14 protein-coding genes are annotated in these 16603 nt (G+C 65.5%); 4 read left to right on the forward strand and 10 right to left on the reverse strand.

The annotated features are described in order from the left end of the window. Window positions 1-38: 38 nt before the first annotated feature. The 6 genes from AC1DRO_RS17655 to AC1DRO_RS17680 form a co-directional block, all read right to left on the reverse strand. A complete protein-coding gene (locus tag AC1DRO_RS17655) occupies window positions 39-1148 on the reverse strand; it encodes a 2-hydroxyacid dehydrogenase (RefSeq protein ID WP_476951837.1) in 1110 nt (369 codons plus the stop codon). Continuing rightward, window positions 1145-2485, reverse strand: a complete 1341-nt coding sequence (locus tag AC1DRO_RS17660) for an MFS transporter (RefSeq protein ID WP_476951838.1) — start codon at window positions 2483-2485, stop codon at window positions 1145-1147. The genes AC1DRO_RS17655 and AC1DRO_RS17660 overlap by 4 nt, the downstream gene beginning before the upstream one ends. 170 nt (window positions 2486-2655) lie before the next feature. Then, entirely contained in the window at window positions 2656-3366 is a 711-nt protein-coding gene (locus tag AC1DRO_RS17665; protein ID WP_243181557.1) for a GntR family transcriptional regulator, read from the reverse strand. A 582-nt stretch (window positions 3367-3948) separates the two neighbouring features. After that, window positions 3949-5019 carry an alkene reductase gene (locus tag AC1DRO_RS17670; protein ID WP_476951839.1) on the reverse strand — a complete coding sequence of 357 codons (1071 nt, stop codon included), beginning with the start codon at window positions 5017-5019 and terminating at the stop codon, window positions 3949-3951. An 82-nt stretch (window positions 5020-5101) separates the two neighbouring features. Continuing rightward, window positions 5102-6157 (reverse strand): 2,3-butanediol dehydrogenase, encoded by a 1056-nt coding sequence (locus AC1DRO_RS17675; protein WP_476951840.1) that lies wholly within the window; start codon window positions 6155-6157, stop codon window positions 5102-5104. A gap of 147 nt (window positions 6158-6304) precedes the next feature. After that, complete coding sequence (locus AC1DRO_RS17680; RefSeq protein WP_476951841.1) at window positions 6305-8095, reverse strand: NAD(P)-binding domain-containing protein; 1791 nt, start codon at window positions 8093-8095, stop codon at window positions 6305-6307. Between the two features lie 205 nt (window positions 8096-8300). On the opposite strand from AC1DRO_RS17680, the gene AC1DRO_RS17685 reads away from it, so the two are divergent. Continuing rightward, window positions 8301-9638: a helix-turn-helix domain-containing protein gene (locus AC1DRO_RS17685; protein WP_476951864.1), complete on the forward strand. Its 1338-nt coding sequence runs from the start codon at window positions 8301-8303 to the stop codon at window positions 9636-9638. Window positions 9639-9645: 7 nt separating this feature from the next. Here the strand turns inward: AC1DRO_RS17685 and AC1DRO_RS17690 are convergent, their stop codons facing one another. Next, window positions 9646-10551, reverse strand: a complete 906-nt coding sequence (locus tag AC1DRO_RS17690) for a hypothetical protein (RefSeq protein WP_476951842.1) — start codon at window positions 10549-10551, stop codon at window positions 9646-9648. 36 nt (window positions 10552-10587) lie between these two features. Continuing rightward, on the reverse strand, window positions 10588-11244 hold the full coding sequence (locus tag AC1DRO_RS17695) for a DUF6318 family protein (RefSeq protein ID WP_476951843.1): 657 nt from the start codon (window positions 11242-11244) through the stop codon (window positions 10588-10590). Between the two features lie 201 nt (window positions 11245-11445). On the opposite strand from AC1DRO_RS17695, the gene AC1DRO_RS17700 reads away from it, so the two are divergent. The 3 genes from AC1DRO_RS17700 to AC1DRO_RS17710 all read left to right on the forward strand — a co-directional run bounded on the left by AC1DRO_RS17700 (window position 11446) and on the right by AC1DRO_RS17710 (window position 12988). Continuing rightward, the gene (locus tag AC1DRO_RS17700) at window positions 11446-11880 is read left to right on the forward strand and encodes a pyridoxamine 5'-phosphate oxidase family protein (protein WP_476951844.1); all 435 of its coding nucleotides are present in this window, start codon (window positions 11446-11448) and stop codon (window positions 11878-11880) included. A 131-nt stretch (window positions 11881-12011) separates the two neighbouring features. Next, window positions 12012-12476: a very short patch repair endonuclease gene (locus AC1DRO_RS17705; RefSeq protein WP_476951845.1), complete on the forward strand. Its 465-nt coding sequence runs from the start codon at window positions 12012-12014 to the stop codon at window positions 12474-12476. Window positions 12477-12646: 170 nt separating this feature from the next. Beyond that, window positions 12647-12988, forward strand: a complete 342-nt coding sequence (locus AC1DRO_RS17710) for a hypothetical protein (protein ID WP_476951846.1) — start codon at window positions 12647-12649, stop codon at window positions 12986-12988. Here the strand turns inward: AC1DRO_RS17710 and AC1DRO_RS17715 are convergent. Together AC1DRO_RS17715 and AC1DRO_RS17720 are read right to left on the reverse strand one after the other, a co-directional pair. Beyond that, window positions 12985-14367: a 5-methylcytosine restriction system specificity protein McrC gene (locus AC1DRO_RS17715; RefSeq protein WP_476951847.1), complete on the reverse strand. Its 1383-nt coding sequence runs from the start codon at window positions 14365-14367 to the stop codon at window positions 12985-12987. The two genes, AC1DRO_RS17710 and AC1DRO_RS17715, sit on opposite strands and share 4 nt — an antisense overlap. After that, on the reverse strand, window positions 14360-16591 hold the full coding sequence (locus AC1DRO_RS17720) for an McrB family protein (protein ID WP_026539091.1): 2232 nt from the start codon (window positions 16589-16591) through the stop codon (window positions 14360-14362). Before AC1DRO_RS17720 ends, AC1DRO_RS17715 begins: the two co-directional genes overlap by 8 nt. Window positions 16592-16603 lie beyond the last annotated feature (12 nt).

A 16603-nucleotide genomic window follows, 5' to 3' on the forward strand; every position in this document is an offset into this window, starting at 1 on the left:
ACTATCTAAGGGGATGTTGTCAAGGTCACACCCCCGGGTTACGAGCGCTTCGCGGCGAAGGCCGCTGTCGCGAAGACCTCCGGATTCAGGACGTTGGCAGGGCGCTCCCCTGCCGCGACCGCCAGGATCGACCCAATGGCGCTCGCCGCGACGTCCCGCGTGAAGTCCTCGGTCCAGCACAGGGAATGCGGGGAAAGCACCACGTTGTCCAAGGTCAGGAGCTCGTCGTCGGGAAGCAGGGGTTCCGGCTCAAAGACGTCCAGGCCGGCGCCGGCGATCCGGGCCTCCCGCAGGGCGTCCCGGAGGGCATCCGTGTCCACGAGCTTTCCGCGGCCGATATTGATCAGGTAGGCGCTTGGCTTCATCCGCGCCAACGCGGCCGCGCCGATCAGTTTTTCGGTCGCCGGTGTCAGCGCAGCGCAGAGCACAACGTAATCCGAGCGCTCCAGGAGCTCATTCAGGCCCAGCAGTTCGACGCCGAGTCCGGCGGACTCCGCGTGGCGGCCGCTGCGGTTGTTGCCCACGACTTTCACCCCGAGCGGGGCCAGGAGGCGGGCGAGCTCAGCGCCCACACTGCCGAAGCCCACGATGCCGACCGTCTGGCCCACCAGCGGCGCGCCGCGGTAGTGCTCGCGCTGCGCCCAGTCAGAGGTCCGGGTCAGCCTGTCCTTGGCCAGGAGCTTGTGCGAGAGCGCCAGGAGCAGCGTCAGTCCCGCCACCGCCAACGGCCGCCGGATGGCATCCGGGGTGTTGGTGACAACGATGCCGGCGCGGGTGCAGGCGTCCAAGTCGATGGTTTCGTAGCCGGCCCCGAACCGGGCAATCAGCCTCAGGTCCGGGGCCTGGTCCACGGTGCGGGAATCGAAGGCGATGTGCCCCAGAGACAACACGGCCTGGACCCCGGCGAGGTCGGCCAGCGGAACCGGGTCTGTGTAACTGGGCAGGACGCTCCAGCTGATGCCATGCTCGCTGAGCCGCTGCAGCCCCAGATCCCCGTGAATGGAGCTTCCGTCCGGCCGCGCGGCGTCGGCCGTGACGGCCACGGTGAACGGCGAGCGGGCGGTGCCCGCGGTGGTGGTTCCCGCCGCCGGGGCGGCCGCCGTGGTGGCGACCGCCGTCGTCGTCAATGCATTTGTTGCTGTGCTCATGCGTCGGTTCGGCTTTCTGTCTGCGCTGCTGCGGTCTTGTCCTTGATGGGTTCGCGGACCAGCACGGTGTACGCCACGGCGGCCAGGGCGGCGATGACGCCGCCGATCACGAACGACGGCGCGTAGGAGCCGGTGGCATCGGCGATCACACCGGTCAGCAGCGGGGCAAAGGCGCCGCCGAAGTAGCCGCCGAAGTTCTGGATGGCACCGACGGAGGCCACCTGTGAGTTGTCCACGATGTCGCCGGGCATGGCCCACGCGGCCGCCTGCATGGTGGCAACGAAGCCCAGCGCCACGGTCATGACAGCGATGGCGAGCGGGAGGGAATCCACGAACGGAATGAGGCAGATCAGGATGCCGGCGGCAACCGCCGCAACGGACATCACGTGGCGCTTTGCCAGCAGCGGATCGCGGCCGGCCTTCTTCGAGTAGCGCGTCATGACCCAGCCGCCGGTGATGCCGAGGATGGCTGCGCCGAGGTACGGGACAGCCGCAAGCCAGCCGGAGCTGGCGATGCTGGCACCGCGTTCTTCCTGCAGGTAGAGCGGCAGGAAGACGATGAAGATGTTCCAGATCCAAATGACGCAGAAGAATCCGGCCATCATGCCCCAGATCTGGCGGTGCTTAAAGAGTCCGAGCCACGAAACCTTCTTGGCAGTCAGGAGCTGGGTGGTGCGCTGGCTTTCGATGTAATCCAGTTCCTTCGCGCTGATGCGCTTGTGCTCTTCGGGAGCGCGGTAGTAAAGGAAGAAGGCCAATGCCAGCACGACGCCTGCGACGCCGAGGAAGAGGAAGATGGCCTGCCAGCCGAACGCGAGCATGATGGCGGTCAGGACGGGCGGCGCGATGGCGGGTCCCCACTTGGAACCGCTGTCCCAGATGGCGGTGGCCTGTCCGCGCTCAGCCCGGGGGAACCAGTCGGCGGTGAGCTTTGCCGACGCCGGCCCGTTGGGGGCCTCGGTGATGCCGAGCAGGAAGCGGAAGGTGACGAACTGCCACATCTTGGTGCCGACGGCCATCAGCGCAGTCGCGATGCTCCAGCCCGCGATTGCGAGGAAGTACATCCGTCGGGCGCCCAGCTTGTCCACGAGCCAGCCAGCGGGCAGCTGGGCAAAAGCGTAGGTCCAGGAGAACACGGTGCCCAGGAGGCCAATGTCCGTCCGGGTCATGCCGAAGTCTTTGATCAGTTGCGGCGCGGCGATGGAGATCGCGCTGCGGTCCATGTAGTTGATGATGCCGGCGGCCAGCGCCCAGCCGAGAATCCACCACCGCAGATTCTTGATGGTGCGGCGTGTTGCGGACTCCTTGGGCCCTGCGGCCAAAGTTTCTGTTTGCACTCTTCACTCCCTTGTGACTCCCCATGCCGGCACCGTAGCCGTCACAATCGAAGATCCTATAGGGTCTTCGATCAGCTGTGAAGGGTGTCACAAAAAGAGGGCGCAGAAGCCGTGTGCGGCGCACTGTTACGCGGTGTTGGACCCGCGTGCGTCAGCCTGGGAAGCGAGGCTTATTCCGCGGGAGCGTCCGCGATGGCGCGGCCGCGCACCTTTTGCACGTGCTCGGCCATTGCGGCTGCGGCCTTCTCCGGGTCGCCCGTCGCCAAGGCATCCAGGACGGCCTGATGTTCGGCGATCGCGTGGTCGGCGTCGGTGATCCCCACTCCCCCGAACAGGCGGAAGCGCTGAATCTGCCCGCCGAGGGCGGCGTAGGCGGCCACCATGAACTGGTTGCCCGTCTGCTCCGCGATCAGCCGGTGGAACCGCTCGTCGGCCTCGAGGTAGCCGCGGAACTCGGCAAAGGAGGGCCCGCGCGGAGCGTCCTTGAGATCGGCGACTGCCCGTTCCAATTCGGCCAGGTGGCCGGTGGTCAGCCGGGCACACGCCAGGCGGGCGTTCACAGGTTCGATCGCGAGCCGGGCTTCCATAAGCTCGGCGAAGTCTTCCCGGGTGAACACCGGAGCAACCCGGTAGCCCTTGAGGGCCACGCGGCGCACCATCCCGGTGTGTTCCAGCCTGGCGAGCGCCTCCCGCACGGGGGTGGGCGAGACGTCGAGTTCCCGGGCGGTCCCGTCGATGCTGACCGCGGTTCCGGGTTCCAGCCGGCCATCCATCAGCGACGCCAGAAGTTCCTCATAGACGTGGTCCGCCAGGACCTGCCGGCTGACGGGGCGGCCGGCGGGGCGCCCCTCAGAATGGCTGCCGGTGGAAGCTAATTGCATCTTCAGATCCTATAGGACCAGGCACGGCGAGGCCCCCTCCGGGACATGCCCATTTGCCGCCCCCACCGCTGGACATGCCCCTCGCTCCGCGTCCTAAGCCCACGGGGGACATGCCCAGTCCCGGCGCCAGCCACGGGACATGTCCAGTGGCCAATTCGTCGGGGGAACATGTCCCGGTGCCCCGATGTGCAGGACGGGACATGCCCACCCGCACACGCCAGCGAGGGACATGTCCAGCCTTGGGCCCAACCAACGAGGGACATGCTCATTGTTAAGCGCGACCAGTGGGCAGAATGGCTTTCTGCCCACTGGCCGTGGCGGCGACCGGGCATGTCCGGTGGTCTGGGAACGCGGAATGGGACACGTCCGGTGGTCTGGGAACGCGGAATGGGGCATGTCCAGCCACACATGTCACCACGGAGCATGTTCAATCTCGGACCTGCCCGGCGGGGGACATGCTCATTGTTAAATGCGATCAGTGGGCAGAATGGCATTCTGCCCACTGATCGTGGCTGCGGCTGAGCATGTCCAACCGAGCGTGCGCTGCACGGCTCCGCGTCGGTTACCGCACCGCCGTTGGCCCTAGTTCTGGTAGGCCGGGTAGTCGGTGTAGCCCTCGGCGCCGTCGGCGTAGAACGTGGATGCGTTTGGCTCGTTGACCGGCAGGCCTTCGCGCCAGCGGCGGGCGAGGTCCGGGTTTGCGATGGCCGGGCGTCCGACGACGACGGCGTCAGCGTGCCCGTCGGCAACCAGCGAGATGGCCTCATCCCGGGTGGTGATGACGCCGAATCCGGTATTGACGAGGAAGGCGCCGTTGAAGCGTGAACGCAGGTCCTGGACCAGTTCGCCGGTGGGATCCTTGTGCAGGATGCTCAGGTAGGCCAGGTTCAGCGGCGCAATAGCATCCACCAGCAGGCGGTACGTCTCGCGAACATCTGCGGCGTCCAGTTCGGTGACACCTTGGACGTTGTGCTCCGGCGAGATCCTGATGCCGACGCGTTCGGCGCCCACGGCCTCCACCACGGCCTGCACAACTTCGATCACGAAGCGCGCCCGGTTCTCGGGCGTGCCGCCGTAGATATCGTCACGCTGGTTCGACGACGGCGCCAGGAATTCGTGCAGCAGGTAACCGTTGGCAGAGTGCAGCTCCACGCCGTCGAACCCTGCCTCGATCGCGTTCCGTGAGCCCTGGACAATTTCCTGCAGGACGCCGGGCAGTTCGTCGGTGGTCAGGGCGTGCGGCACGGGGTGCGCCTGCTTGCCCTTGGGCGTGCGGGTCTCCGCCTCGACGGCGATGGCGCTCGGCGCAACCACCTGGTGGCCGCCGGTGATGTCCTCGTGCGAAACCCGGCCACCGTGCATGATCTGCGCGAAGATCCGGCCGCCTTCGGCGTGAACGGCGTCCGTGACCTTCTTCCAGCCGGCAATCTGGTCCGGGGTGACGATGCCGGGCTGGCCCGGGTACGAGCGCCCGGCCGGGCTCGGATAGGTGCCCTCGCTGACGATCAGGCCCAGTGAGGCGCGCTGGCGGTAGTGCTCGGCAACCAGGGGCCCCGGGATACCTTCCTGGCCGGAACGGAGCCGGGTCAGCGGCGCCATGACGAGCCGGTTGGGCAGTTCCAGCTCGCCGAGGGTCATCGGGGAAAACAGCATGCGCAATTCCTTTCGCAGTGAATGGGTTCACTGGCGGCAACTGCGAGGCGTCTGCAACTATTCCCTGGTGAGACTCGGATCACTACGGGTGGACGATGATCTTCACCGCGGTGTCGTTGTGGTTGATCAGCGTGTCGAACCCCTTGTCCACCAAGTCGTCCAAGGCGATCCGCCCCGTGATGAAGGGTTTCAGGTCGACTTTGCCTTCCTGGACGAGCTTGATCGCGGCTTCGTGGTCGCCGCAGTAGGCGATGGTGCCGCGCAGGTCAATTTCCTTCAGCACTACTTTCTGCATGTCGACCGTGGCCGGGTGCCCCCAGATCGAGACGTTGACGACGACGCCGGCGGGCCTCACGACGTCGAGCATCGTGTCCAGCACCGCATTCACACCGGCACATTCAAACGCCGCATCGGCCCCCGCACCGTCGGTCAGTTCCAGCACGCGCGCCTTGACGTCCTCGGCACTCGGATCGAGCACGTGATCCGCGACCCCGGACGAAGTCGCCTTGTCTTTACGGGCGGCAGACAGCTCGGTAACGATCGTGGTGACGCCGATGCCTTTGAGGACCGCGGCGGTCAGCAGGCCGATGGGTCCGGCACCCCCGACGACGGCGACGTCCCCGGCTTTGACGCCGCTCCGGCCGACGGCGTGATACGCCACCGCAAGGGGTTCGATCAGTGCGGCCTCGTCCAGGGGGATGTCGCCGACAGGGTGCACCCACCGGGTGTCGACGACGATCTTCTCGCTCAAGCCGCCACCGCCGCCCGCCAGGCCGATGAAGCCCAACTTGGTGCACAGGTTGTAGTGGCCGCTGAGGCAGGGACCGCATTCATTGCAGACGTAGTACGGCTCCACGACGACGTTGTCTCCGACGGCCAGACCGCTGACGCCTTCCCCCAGCTCCTCGACGGTGCCGGAGAACTCGTGCCCCAGGGTGACCGGGGCGGCCTCGTGGGTAAGTACGTGGGGGTGGCCGGGCGGCGGGGTGAAAATGGGTCCTTCGAGGAATTCATGGAGGTCGGTGCCGCAGATACCGCACCAGGCCACGGCGATCTTCACCGTTCCCGGACGCAGCTCCGGTTCTTGAATGTCTTCGATCCGGAGATCCTCGCGGGCGTGGAATCGTGCTGCTTTCATGGTGTTTCACCTTCGCAGTCCAGGACCGTGGATGCGCCCGGTCAGGCGCATCCACGGAATAAAAGTTGGATTTTCACAGCGGGGCCGTAGCCCCAGTCTGGTGGCCGTGCCTGAGATTGTCACGACCCCGTGAGTCAGCGCGTGCGGTTAGCGCGCGTGATGCGTGGGCTGCAGCTCGAAGACCGGCGTCGGCAGTCCTTCCATCCTGGCCTTGAGCTGCAGGGCAAGATAGTTCGAATAGTGCCGGCTCTGGTGCAGATTGCCGCCGTGGATCCACAGGTTCTCCACGTTGGTGGGCTTCCACATGTTGCGCAGTTCCCCCTCCCACGGCCCCGGATCCTTCGGCGTATCCGATCCGAACCCCCAGCACTTGCCGACGGCGTCCGCCACCTCGGGCGAGACCAGATCAGCCAGCCAGCCGTTCATCGATCCATACCCGGTGGCGTAAATAATGACGTCGGCATCCAGCTCCGTTCCGTTGGCCATGACGACGGAGTTGCCGGTGATCTTGCTGACCTGGCCATTGGCCAGCTTGACCCGGCCGTCGATGATCAGCTGCGAGGCGCCGACGTCGATGTAGTAGCCGGAGCCGCGCCTCAGGTACTTCAGGAACAAGCCGGAGCCGTCAACGCCGAAGTCCAGGTCAAAGCCGGCAGCCTCGAGCTGGGAGTAGAACTCCGCGTCCCGGCGGGCCATCTCCGCATAAACCGGGATCTGGGCTTCGGGCAGAATCCGGTACGGCAAGGAGGCAAACAGCAGGTCGGCTTTCTCCGTGGTGACGCCGTTGGCCAGCGCCTCTTCGGAGTACAGCCCGCCGAGAGCCAGGTCCATGAGGGATTCGCTGCGGGCAATATGCGTCGAGGACCGCTGGACCATGGTGACGTCCGCGCCGTGTTCCCAAAGGTCGGCGCAGATATCGTGGGCCGAATTGTTGGAGCCGATGACCACGGCTTTCTTGCCGGTCCAGTCGCCACCGCCCGGGTGCTTGGACGAGTGGTACTGCTCCCCCAGGAAGGACTCGGCGCCGTCGAACGTGGGGACGCTCGGGTACCCCGATACACCCAGGGCGAAGACGAGCTGCTTCGGGCGCAGGGTGACCGGTTCGCCGTCGCGCATCACCTCCACCACCCACTCCTGGGACGTTTCGTCGAAGCGGGCATTGGTGCACTCGGTTTTGGACCAGTAGTTCAGTTCCATGATCCGTGTGTAGTTTTCCAGCCAGTCGCCGATCTTGTCCTTGGCCGCGAAAACCGGCCAGTCGTCGGGGAACTTCATGTAGGGCAGGTGGTCGTACCAGACCGGATCGTGCAGGTGGAGGGACTTGTAGCGGTTACGCCAGGAGTCACCCGCGCGCTCATTCTTTTCGATGATGATGGTGGGCACTCCGAGCCTCCGCAGCCGCGCGCCCAGCCCGATCCCGCCCTGGCCGCCGCCGATGATGACGGTGTAGGGCTGGTCTTCGTAGCCGAGCCTCGCCTCCTGTTCCTCCTTCAGTTCCAGCCAGGATTTGCGGCCTTTGGTGATCTCGTGGGCGACCCCCTTGTCCCGGTTGGGGCCCTTCTTTTCCTCAAAGCCCTTCAGTTCCTGCATGGTGGTGAGCATGGTCCAGCATTTGCCATTCCGGAGGCGCAGATGGGCGTAGCCCCGGGCCTGGGCGGTCTCGAAGTTCACCCAGGCCTCGGCATTGGCGGCGTCCCCGGTGGCGTCCTCGGCGAGGGTCCAGTTGCTGGGCCGCACGTCGTCCAGGGTCGCCTCGAGCATGCGCCGGATGTCCTCTTTGCCCTCAAACGTCTTGAGGTTCCAGGTGAAGGAGACGAAGTCACGCCAGTACGAGTCGTCGTCGAAAAGTTCCAGTGCGGCGTCAGTGTTGTGGCTGCGCAGTGCCTCATCGAACTGCGCCAGCCACGCCCCGACGACGCCGTTTGGTGTCTCAGGCATGATTCCTCTTTCCATTGCTGACAGGGGGCCGCTCCCGTTGCGTGGCGTGTAGACCATGCAGTGACCCGCATCACAAGTAGAAGCCGCAGGGGGTTACAATCGGGTTACACGGAGCTCTCAAGCTGTCGGCGGGCGCGCAGGTTGGCCGACGGCGGCAGGGACCCAGCCGGGTGCGACGATTCGAGGGCGAGTTGAGAGAATGAGCATGCGGCAGGGCAACGGCCCCATCACGCATCCCTCGGACCTCAGGTTTTCTGCACCGGCGGAATACGCCCGAATACTCCGGGCGGCGCACGAGACCACGATTTCGGGCACTCCGGATCCGCACCTCTCGCCGTCGCTTATTAAGTCCTGGCAACGTTCCCTGGCGCTGGGCATCAATCCGGACCAGCACCGGCCCCTGCACCGGCATGAAGTTTCCGAGGCGCGATCCCTCAGCGCCGGCCATCGGCTGGCTGCGGTGATGCCTGCGTTGTCACAGCTTCTGGCCGATGAGACCGTGACCGGACGCCATCTGCTGATCGTCACCGACCACGAGGGCGAAGTGCTGTGGCGCGTCGGCAGCAAGCAGGCCCTGCGGCTCGCGGACTCGCTGGAGTTCGTGGAGGGCGCCGACTGGTCCGAATCAGGGGTGGGCACCAACGCCATCAGCGAGGCCTTGGTGACGGGTGCGCCGGCGCAACTTTTCTCGGCCGAGCACCTCGTGCGGACCCACCATGACTGGGCTTGCACCGCATCCCCCATTCGCGACCCTTTGACCGGCGACATCGTCGGCGTCCTGGACGTCTCTGGCCCGTTCGAATCGGTCACGCCGGACAGCCTGCGGCTGGTGCGCTGTGGTGTGCGGCTCGCGGAGGAGCTGCTGAAATCGGCACCTTTTCCCGACGGCGGCGTCGGGCGTTCGGGGCAGCGGTCCCCGGGTGGTGAGCGGGCAGTGCGCGACGGCGGCGCTCGGCCCCAGCTCGTGGTGCGGCTCTTGGGGGACGCGCCATCCGCGGCAGTCGACGGCGGTATCAGCCGTCCGCTGACTGTGCGCCGCGCCGAGATCCTGGCCCTGATGGCCTCGCGTGATCAGGGCTGGAGTGCCGAAGAATTGGCGTACGAGATCCATGGCGATGCGGGCACCGGTGCGGCGATCCGGACCGAGATCCACCGGATCCGCGCCGTTCTGGGCGATGTCCTGGAAGCGAACCCCTACCGATTCTCTTCAACCCTCAACGTCGTGACCGACGCTTCCGTTGTGGCCGGTCATCTGCGGGACGGTCGGGTTGCCGAGGCGTTCGCGGCGTACCCGTCAAAACTGCTCACCCGTTCGGTCAATCTGGCGATCGGGTTCATGCGCGACGAGCTCAACACAGCCGTGGGAGCTTCCGTCCGGTCAAGCGGTGATGCCCGGCTGATGCTGCAGTGGTGCACCAGCGACATGGGGTCCTTCGATACGGCGACTGCGGCTGCCGTGGCTGCGCTATTGGGGCCGGACGACCCGCGTTGCCAGCTCGTGAATGCCCGGATGGAACGGATGGACCGGGAATTGCGAGCCTAGTCACGGACTAGGGAGGCGGCGGGGCGACCCCGGGGCAGCCTTGGCCTTGGGGATTCTGCAGGCACGTGTCTGCGTAGTTCCTGGTGATCGTCCGCCAGACACTGACGGTCTGCGGTGGCGAGCTGAATTGCCCTTGGCCGGGGATGGGCAGCGGCGGTCCGCCATTGACGGAGTAGGTTCCCTGGAAATGCGTCGTCAAAACCACCGGGAAGTCGCCGGTCTGGGTGTACACGTGACTCGTCAGGGTCTTCTCGCCCCAGCGATCCTGCGGAAGCGGTCCGCCGGCCACCGCTTGCGGGCCGAGCGAGGTGCCGTCGCCATAGCTCCAGGAGTACTGGACCGGCTTAGCGGTGACGTGGACGGCCTGGGCCAGGATTGTGATGTCGAACTGCTGATCTGCGGCGCTGGCGAAGAAATTGGTCTCGGCGCCCCGGAGCGTGTTGGGGCTGGGTTGGGCCGTAGACAGTCCCGCAGTTATCGGAAGCCGCTGGAACTCCCTCTGGATCATTGCGGCAATTCGGGGCAGCAAGTCCGCCGGCCGGGGATCGAAGAGGCACGTCGGGCCGGAGTGAAATGACCATGTCGGGTTTGGTACGCCGGCCGGCGCTTTCAGCCAGATAACGGGAATGCCGGCCTTTCCGTCTGGACCGTTCGAACAGTCCACCGCTGCGGCGAGACAGTCGGCGTCAAAGTCGCCTCCGCCCAAATGGCATTGGAGTTCGTATTTGTACTGGAAGGGGTCGGCAGATACAGATCCGGGTTTATTGCGAACAAACGTTTTCAAAGAACTGTCCCACGCCCATCCGTTGACCTTGACACTGTCTGGATGCCAATCTCCGAAGATGTCTGGATCATCCGCACGCGCCGCGTTGACCCCCATTGCTGCGACCAAAGCCGACACGACCAACAGCATTTGCGCGATTCGCGACATCCTGGACAGTCGCATTCCTCACGCCACGATTCTGCCGACATCGACAAGGCTCCAGGCGCCGTTCTTGAAGGCTACAAACAGCAAATTTCCGGTGTCATCAGGTTGCGGATCACGGCGAGCGATAGTGCCGTCGGCCCGCACATACGTTAGTGGCGTCTGATGGGCCTGAACCACAACTTGGTACGTGGCCTCAGCGCTCTTGGTGAACTCTGTACTTATGGAAGGAGTTGATATTTTTCCTCCCACGAGCCAGCGCCCTTCCGAATGCCATGCTTGAATAACACTTTTGGCCTTTTCGCATGCTTCACATGCCGATGAGGTCACAGTCTCTAGAGTCTTCAACTCGCCTGATTCATACCCGTAACTGAGAAGGCCGAACCAATAGCTGGCGAAGGCCATCGCGCCTTCCTTCGTCTCCGCCTTCGCAGCTTCCGGCAACTCGGGTACTGGCACGTTCTGCGCCTTGCCGGTCGCGTCGGCGGGCTTGTAGCTGGCAGTAGGTGTGGGAGTTGCGCTCGGGGTGGCCGGCCCTGAGGGACTCTGCGAAGCAGCAGGTGGAGATCCGGGAGGCGGCGTTCCACCCCCGCTGCACGCTGTGGCCGACATCAGGGAGATCGACACCCAAGCGACCGCACCGGCTCGCCAGGGACCGGAAAGCGAAGTGCGAGATGTCATGGTCAGCTACTCCCCCGATAGAAAATCAAGACGATTGAAGCCAATTTGTGGCTTAAGGGTAACTGAGATCACATTTTGCCGGTCAAAATTATCCACAGGCAGCATGTGCCCGCCTGTCGGACCAGCAGAACACCCCGGCAGAACACCCCGGCAGTCCTTTAGCCCCTAGCCAGCGACCGCCCAATTCAGAACAATGAACCCATGATGTTCGAACACGAAGACGGCAATCCGATCCTCACACTGGACGACGACCAAGCCTGGACATTGATTGAGGCTACAAAGCACGGCAGGCTCGTGGTCACCGTGGCCGGAGAACCCGACATTTTCCCCGTGAACTACGCGGCCAACGGCCGGAAACTGTTCCTCCGCACCGCCCCGGGAAACAAACTGGCCGAGCTCACCATCAACTCGAAGGTGCTCTTCGAAACCGACGGGATCCTGTCCGAGGAAGCATGGTCAGTAGTCCTGCGGGGCACTGCGCGCGTGCTCGACCAATCGGCGGACATCGCCGACGCCGAGGCCCTCGGACTGAAACCGTGGGTTCCGACGTTGAAGGACTTCTACGTCGAAATCACGCCGACGTCGCTCAGCGGACGCCACTTCCAGTTCGGCGAACACCCGGAGCGGGAAATCTAACGCCCGACGGCGACTACCGCCCGCAGTTCCCCGGCCCGCCGCCCCCCGTCCGCTTCAGACCCGCGCCCCGAGGCTGTTGCCCGGCGGCTGCTGCCCGGCGCCAGGACTTGGCACCCGTCTAGACTTAAACAATGGCGGACAAGCTGACTCCGGAGCGGCGCAGCTGGAACATGTCCAGGATCCGGGGCAAGAACACCAAGCCGGAAATGCTGGTCCGCAGGCTGCTGCACGCGAAGGGATACCGCTATCGCCTGCACGGCACCGCGAGCGGCGGCAAACTCCCGGGCACCCCCGATCTCGTCTTCGCCGGCCGCCGCAAAGTCATCTTCGTCAACGGCTGCTTCTGGCATTTCCACGACTGCCGTGTGGGCCAGCACGCACCCCAGGGCAACGCCGAGTTCTGGGAAACCAAGCGCACCCGCACCCGGAACCGCGACGCCGCCCAGCGGCTTCAGCTCGAACTCGATGGCTGGGAAGTCCTCACCGTGTGGGAGTGCGAACTGAAGGACCGATCGGCGTTGGAGCTCCGCCTCGATGCCTTCCTCCAGGGCCCTCCCCTCCACAGTCCTTTCCTGCACAACCCGGCCCGGGACTAACCCTCCTGAGGACCTTCGCTGAGCAGCAACGCCCCGCGTGTCGCGCGGCCCACCTCCGGTGCAGGCTGAACGACCTCAGCTAATATTCGACTCCGGGGGCGATAGGCATTATTCGGTCAGTACCAACGCGTACTGCAAACACGGGAGAGCGCACGATGCCGCACTTGCTGATGTCCAACGACCAGCCCGAAACGGCTGCTGCGCCAACAGATTCCAGTCCCACAGATTCCAGCGCCACAGATTCAGACCCCACAGTTCTGCCGTTCCGTCGCCTCGGCCACACGAGGCTCCACGGCTTCCGGCCCCGCCCGCTCCGCGGAGCGAACCCGGATCTGGAGCCGCTGCGCCGGCAGGCGGCCTCGATCATTGATGAGGTTCTGGCTGGCACCAACCCGGAAGAAGCTGACGTGCGGGAGAAACTCCAGTGGCACGTCGCCAACAACCCGGGCCAGCCGGAAAAGGCGCTCCTGGAACATTTGCGGACAGTGGCCGACCAGCAGGAATCCGCCTAGCCGGCGGACCTGTCGATACTGGCCTGCCGGAGCACTTCGCCCCACGACTGCTGGGCAAGATCTGCCACGGCGGCCAGGATTTCCGACGGCGGTAGCGACAGATCCAGCGGGAACTCGACAATGTCGATGTCGGTATTGAGAATTCGGCGCAGCTTGATTTCCCCGGCTCCCGGGTAAACGATCCACGCCGTCGGCACCCGCAAGGATGTGCAGTAGGCCAGCATCCGGTAGTGGTCGCCCGAAAGGGACGCGCCGACGTCGGCCGCGGCCTTGTACTTGGCGTCGTACACCATCACGGGCCGGCCGCCGAGGAAGTGGACGGCACCGGGCTGCACCACAATGCGGTCCGAGTCGCGGACGGCCTCGTTCAGCAGGGCGTTGTAGCGCAACCGCATTTCTCCGGGGTAGGCGGCCATGGCTTCGCGCAGGGCTGTTCCCACGAAGTCCTCGAACACCTTTGCCATGTCCACCACGAACGACGCCGACTGCTGCTTGCCGTCGCCGGCCTCCGCCGACGCGTTCCGCAGGATCAGTTCGGCGAGCCGAAGAGCGGCGTGGTAACGGGTGTTCATCCGGCTGGGCCGCCACTGCGGCAGCGGCGCGCCGGACTGAAGGCGCGTCACGGCGTCGAGCTTTCCCTTGAGCTGGCGCAGGCGGCTCAGGACTTCCGGCCGAACCCGCGGCACCTGGGACATCCGTTCCAGTGCGGCGCGCAGAATCCGGTTCTCCGCGATGTCCTCGGTGAACTCGTCGTAGGAGACTTCCAGCGGAACCAGCATGCCGGGCCGGCGGGAAATCTGGTCCGACATCCGGATCCGGCCCTTGACGGTCCGGAGGGATTCTTCCACCATGAGATACCCCTGCAGCACGCCGCGGCTCAGCGCCCGGTCAGCGAGCTGCGCCAAGGATTCGGCCAGGGCGCTCCAAAGGTCGGTGTGCTCCACCGCGGCGACAGAATCGTCCCGGAACCCTTGGTCCCCCGCGTAGCCGAGGAGGAACAGCAAACGGCTCAGACCGAGCCGACCTTTCGGTCGCACCTCCAGCTGCACGGCGGGAGTGCGCACCGAGCCGACGGTCCCCACCGGTTCGACCCGGTACAGGCCCATGCCCATCGGCGAGGCCTTCGCCAGGCCGCTGGCGTTGACGTAGGCGGCAGTGGCCGGATCAAGCCGCTCCACGACGCCGACGGAGAGTTCGTCGAGGACAATGTGCCGGCAGGCCTCCGCCGCACCGCGTCCGGATGAACCACGTCCGGATGAACCACGACCTGATGAACCGCGCCCGGCCGGACCGCCTTCTGATGAAACCCAGTGGTCAGAGGCATTGCGGTCCGACGAACTGCGGTCCAGCGCTACGGCGTCCCCGGCCAGCCTAGGCATGCGCCAGGCGGCCCAGGAGTTGTTCCAGTCCGAACCGTTCCTCGAGCTGGGCGCGGTTGAGCTGCCCGTGATAGTGCTCTTCCAGCAGCGGCATGAGCTCGTATTTCCAGATCCTGCGCAGGCCCTTGGGCGTCTGCGCGGACTTCTTCATGAAGTAGGAGGGCCCGATCATGAGGTCGCGGTCCCATTCGTCGATCGCGTCGTTCAAAGCGTCAAGCAGCAGGGCCGGCGTCGTGTCCAGGTCGCGGGCCTGGAGGAAGCGCAGCAGCGAGCCCCTCACGGGTTCCGTCTTCGGGTGCAGCTCGATGAAGGAGAAGCGCCGCCGGATGGCCGCGTCCATCATCGCGATGGAGCGGTCCGCGGTGTTCATGGTGCCGATGATGTAAAGGTTGTCCGGCAGGGTGAAGGGCTCGTTGGGGCTGTATTGCAGGTAGATGCGGTCGTCGCGGTATTCGAGCAGGAAGTACAGCTCGCCGAACACCTTGGCGAGGTTGGCGCGGTTCATCTCGTCGATGATCAGGAAGTACGGTTTGCTCTCGTTCCCGGGCTTCGCCGCTTCCTCGGCGAGCCGGCGCAGCGGTCCCGCCACGAGCTTGAAGGAGACCTGTCCCTCGTCCGTCTTGTCCGGGCGGAAGCCCTCGAAGAAATCCTCATAGGCGTACGACGGGTGGAACTGGACCAGCTTGACCCGCTCGTCCGTGGTGTCGCCGGCGAGCTCGGCGGCGAGGTGTTTGGCGAGGTACGTCTTGCCGGTTCCCGGCGGACCGTAGAGCACCAGCTGCCGGTTCTCCTCGAGGAGTTCGGCGATTTCCTGCAGCGGCTCCAGGTCCATGTGCAGGGACGCGGCGAACTCCGGCGTCAGCGGCCGGAACCCGTCACAGGCCGGTTCGACGGCGGCATCCGGCGCGGCGCCGTCGCCGTCCTCGGCTTCCGCTTCAGCCGGCAGCAGCGCCTCGAGCGCCTGGATCACGCGGGTGATGTCCACGATGTTGCCGGAGGTGGTCAGCTGGCGCTGCACGTGGCGGGGCAGGCCGGTGGCGTCGTGTTCCTCATCGAACCAGCGGACCTTGCGGCGGAGCTGGCGGTTGTCTTTGGCATGCTCCGGTTCGCCGAGGACCACGCCGATCCGTACCTTGCCCGAGCTCTGGTAGAGCGCAAGGTCACCCGGCTTCATGACGGTCAGGAAGGCGAAGACTGCGGTCTTGGTGTCCTCACGCTCCACGTAGCCGAGGTGCTTGTAGTCCTCGTCAACGGCGTTCTGGACCAGCCCCGCGGTGACGCCGGGGTCCAGCAGGCGGAGGTGTTCGACGTCGAGCGTCACCGCTTCCTCGTCCCGCCACTCCCCCAGCAGCTCGGCGTTGTCGTGGTGGGTGCGCAGGAGCCAGGCGCGGCGGCCGGGGTCGCCGACCTTCCGCCACTGGCTCACCAGCTGGCGTGAGTACCAGTCGATCCGCTGCCCGGCCTGCTGGTCCAGGTGCAGGCGGATCCGGTGGATGTCCGCCGAAATGTCCTCGTCACTGTCCCCCTTGGCCCCGCCCACGAGGGAAGCGAAAGCGTCGCGGATCTCCTGCCGTTCGACATCGGCCACCACGGGTTCGAAATAGCTGGGCCAGACCAGGAACTCAATGCTACGGCGGATGGCCGGCTGGTCATCCGGGGTGCCGGCGACCAACCGGTGGAAGGCCAGCGGATCCTTGACCGCGGCCTGGACGACGTGGGCCGGCCGCTGTGCGACGTGCTGCACGAAGCGGCAGAGCCATTTCAGGTGGTCCCAGATGGTCCAGTTGAATTCCGCGGTGCGGTCCCGGATCACGCCGTGGTCCGTCATGCCCGCGTAGAGCTCGTCGGGGAGCTCCAGCGCAGGCTCCAGCCAGGATGCCGCCTCGGCGACGCGGGCCCGCTTGACCTTCAGCGACTTGACCTCGTGGGCCAGCGGCAGGGACTGGAGGAAGAGTAGCTCCACGGCCAGTTGCTTCGCCCCGCGGGTGGCGTCTTCCAGGTTCTGGCGCAGGTTGGTCATCATCGGCGCCTTGGGATCTGGAACGCCCCGTTCGAGGCGTTCCAGCAACTCCGCGGCAGCCTGGACGGACCACGTTTTGGTGCGGCCGTCCAGGGGGGACGCCTTGCCGAGCAACCCCGGGCCCAGCACAAACCACGCCGCGTCTTCAATCTCCTTGGAGATACCGAGGGCGCGGTGCAGGGCAGGCTTCTTGGTTGGGGTCATACGTTCAATTTA

This window comes from Arthrobacter sp. P4_F11 (assembly GCF_056401395.1).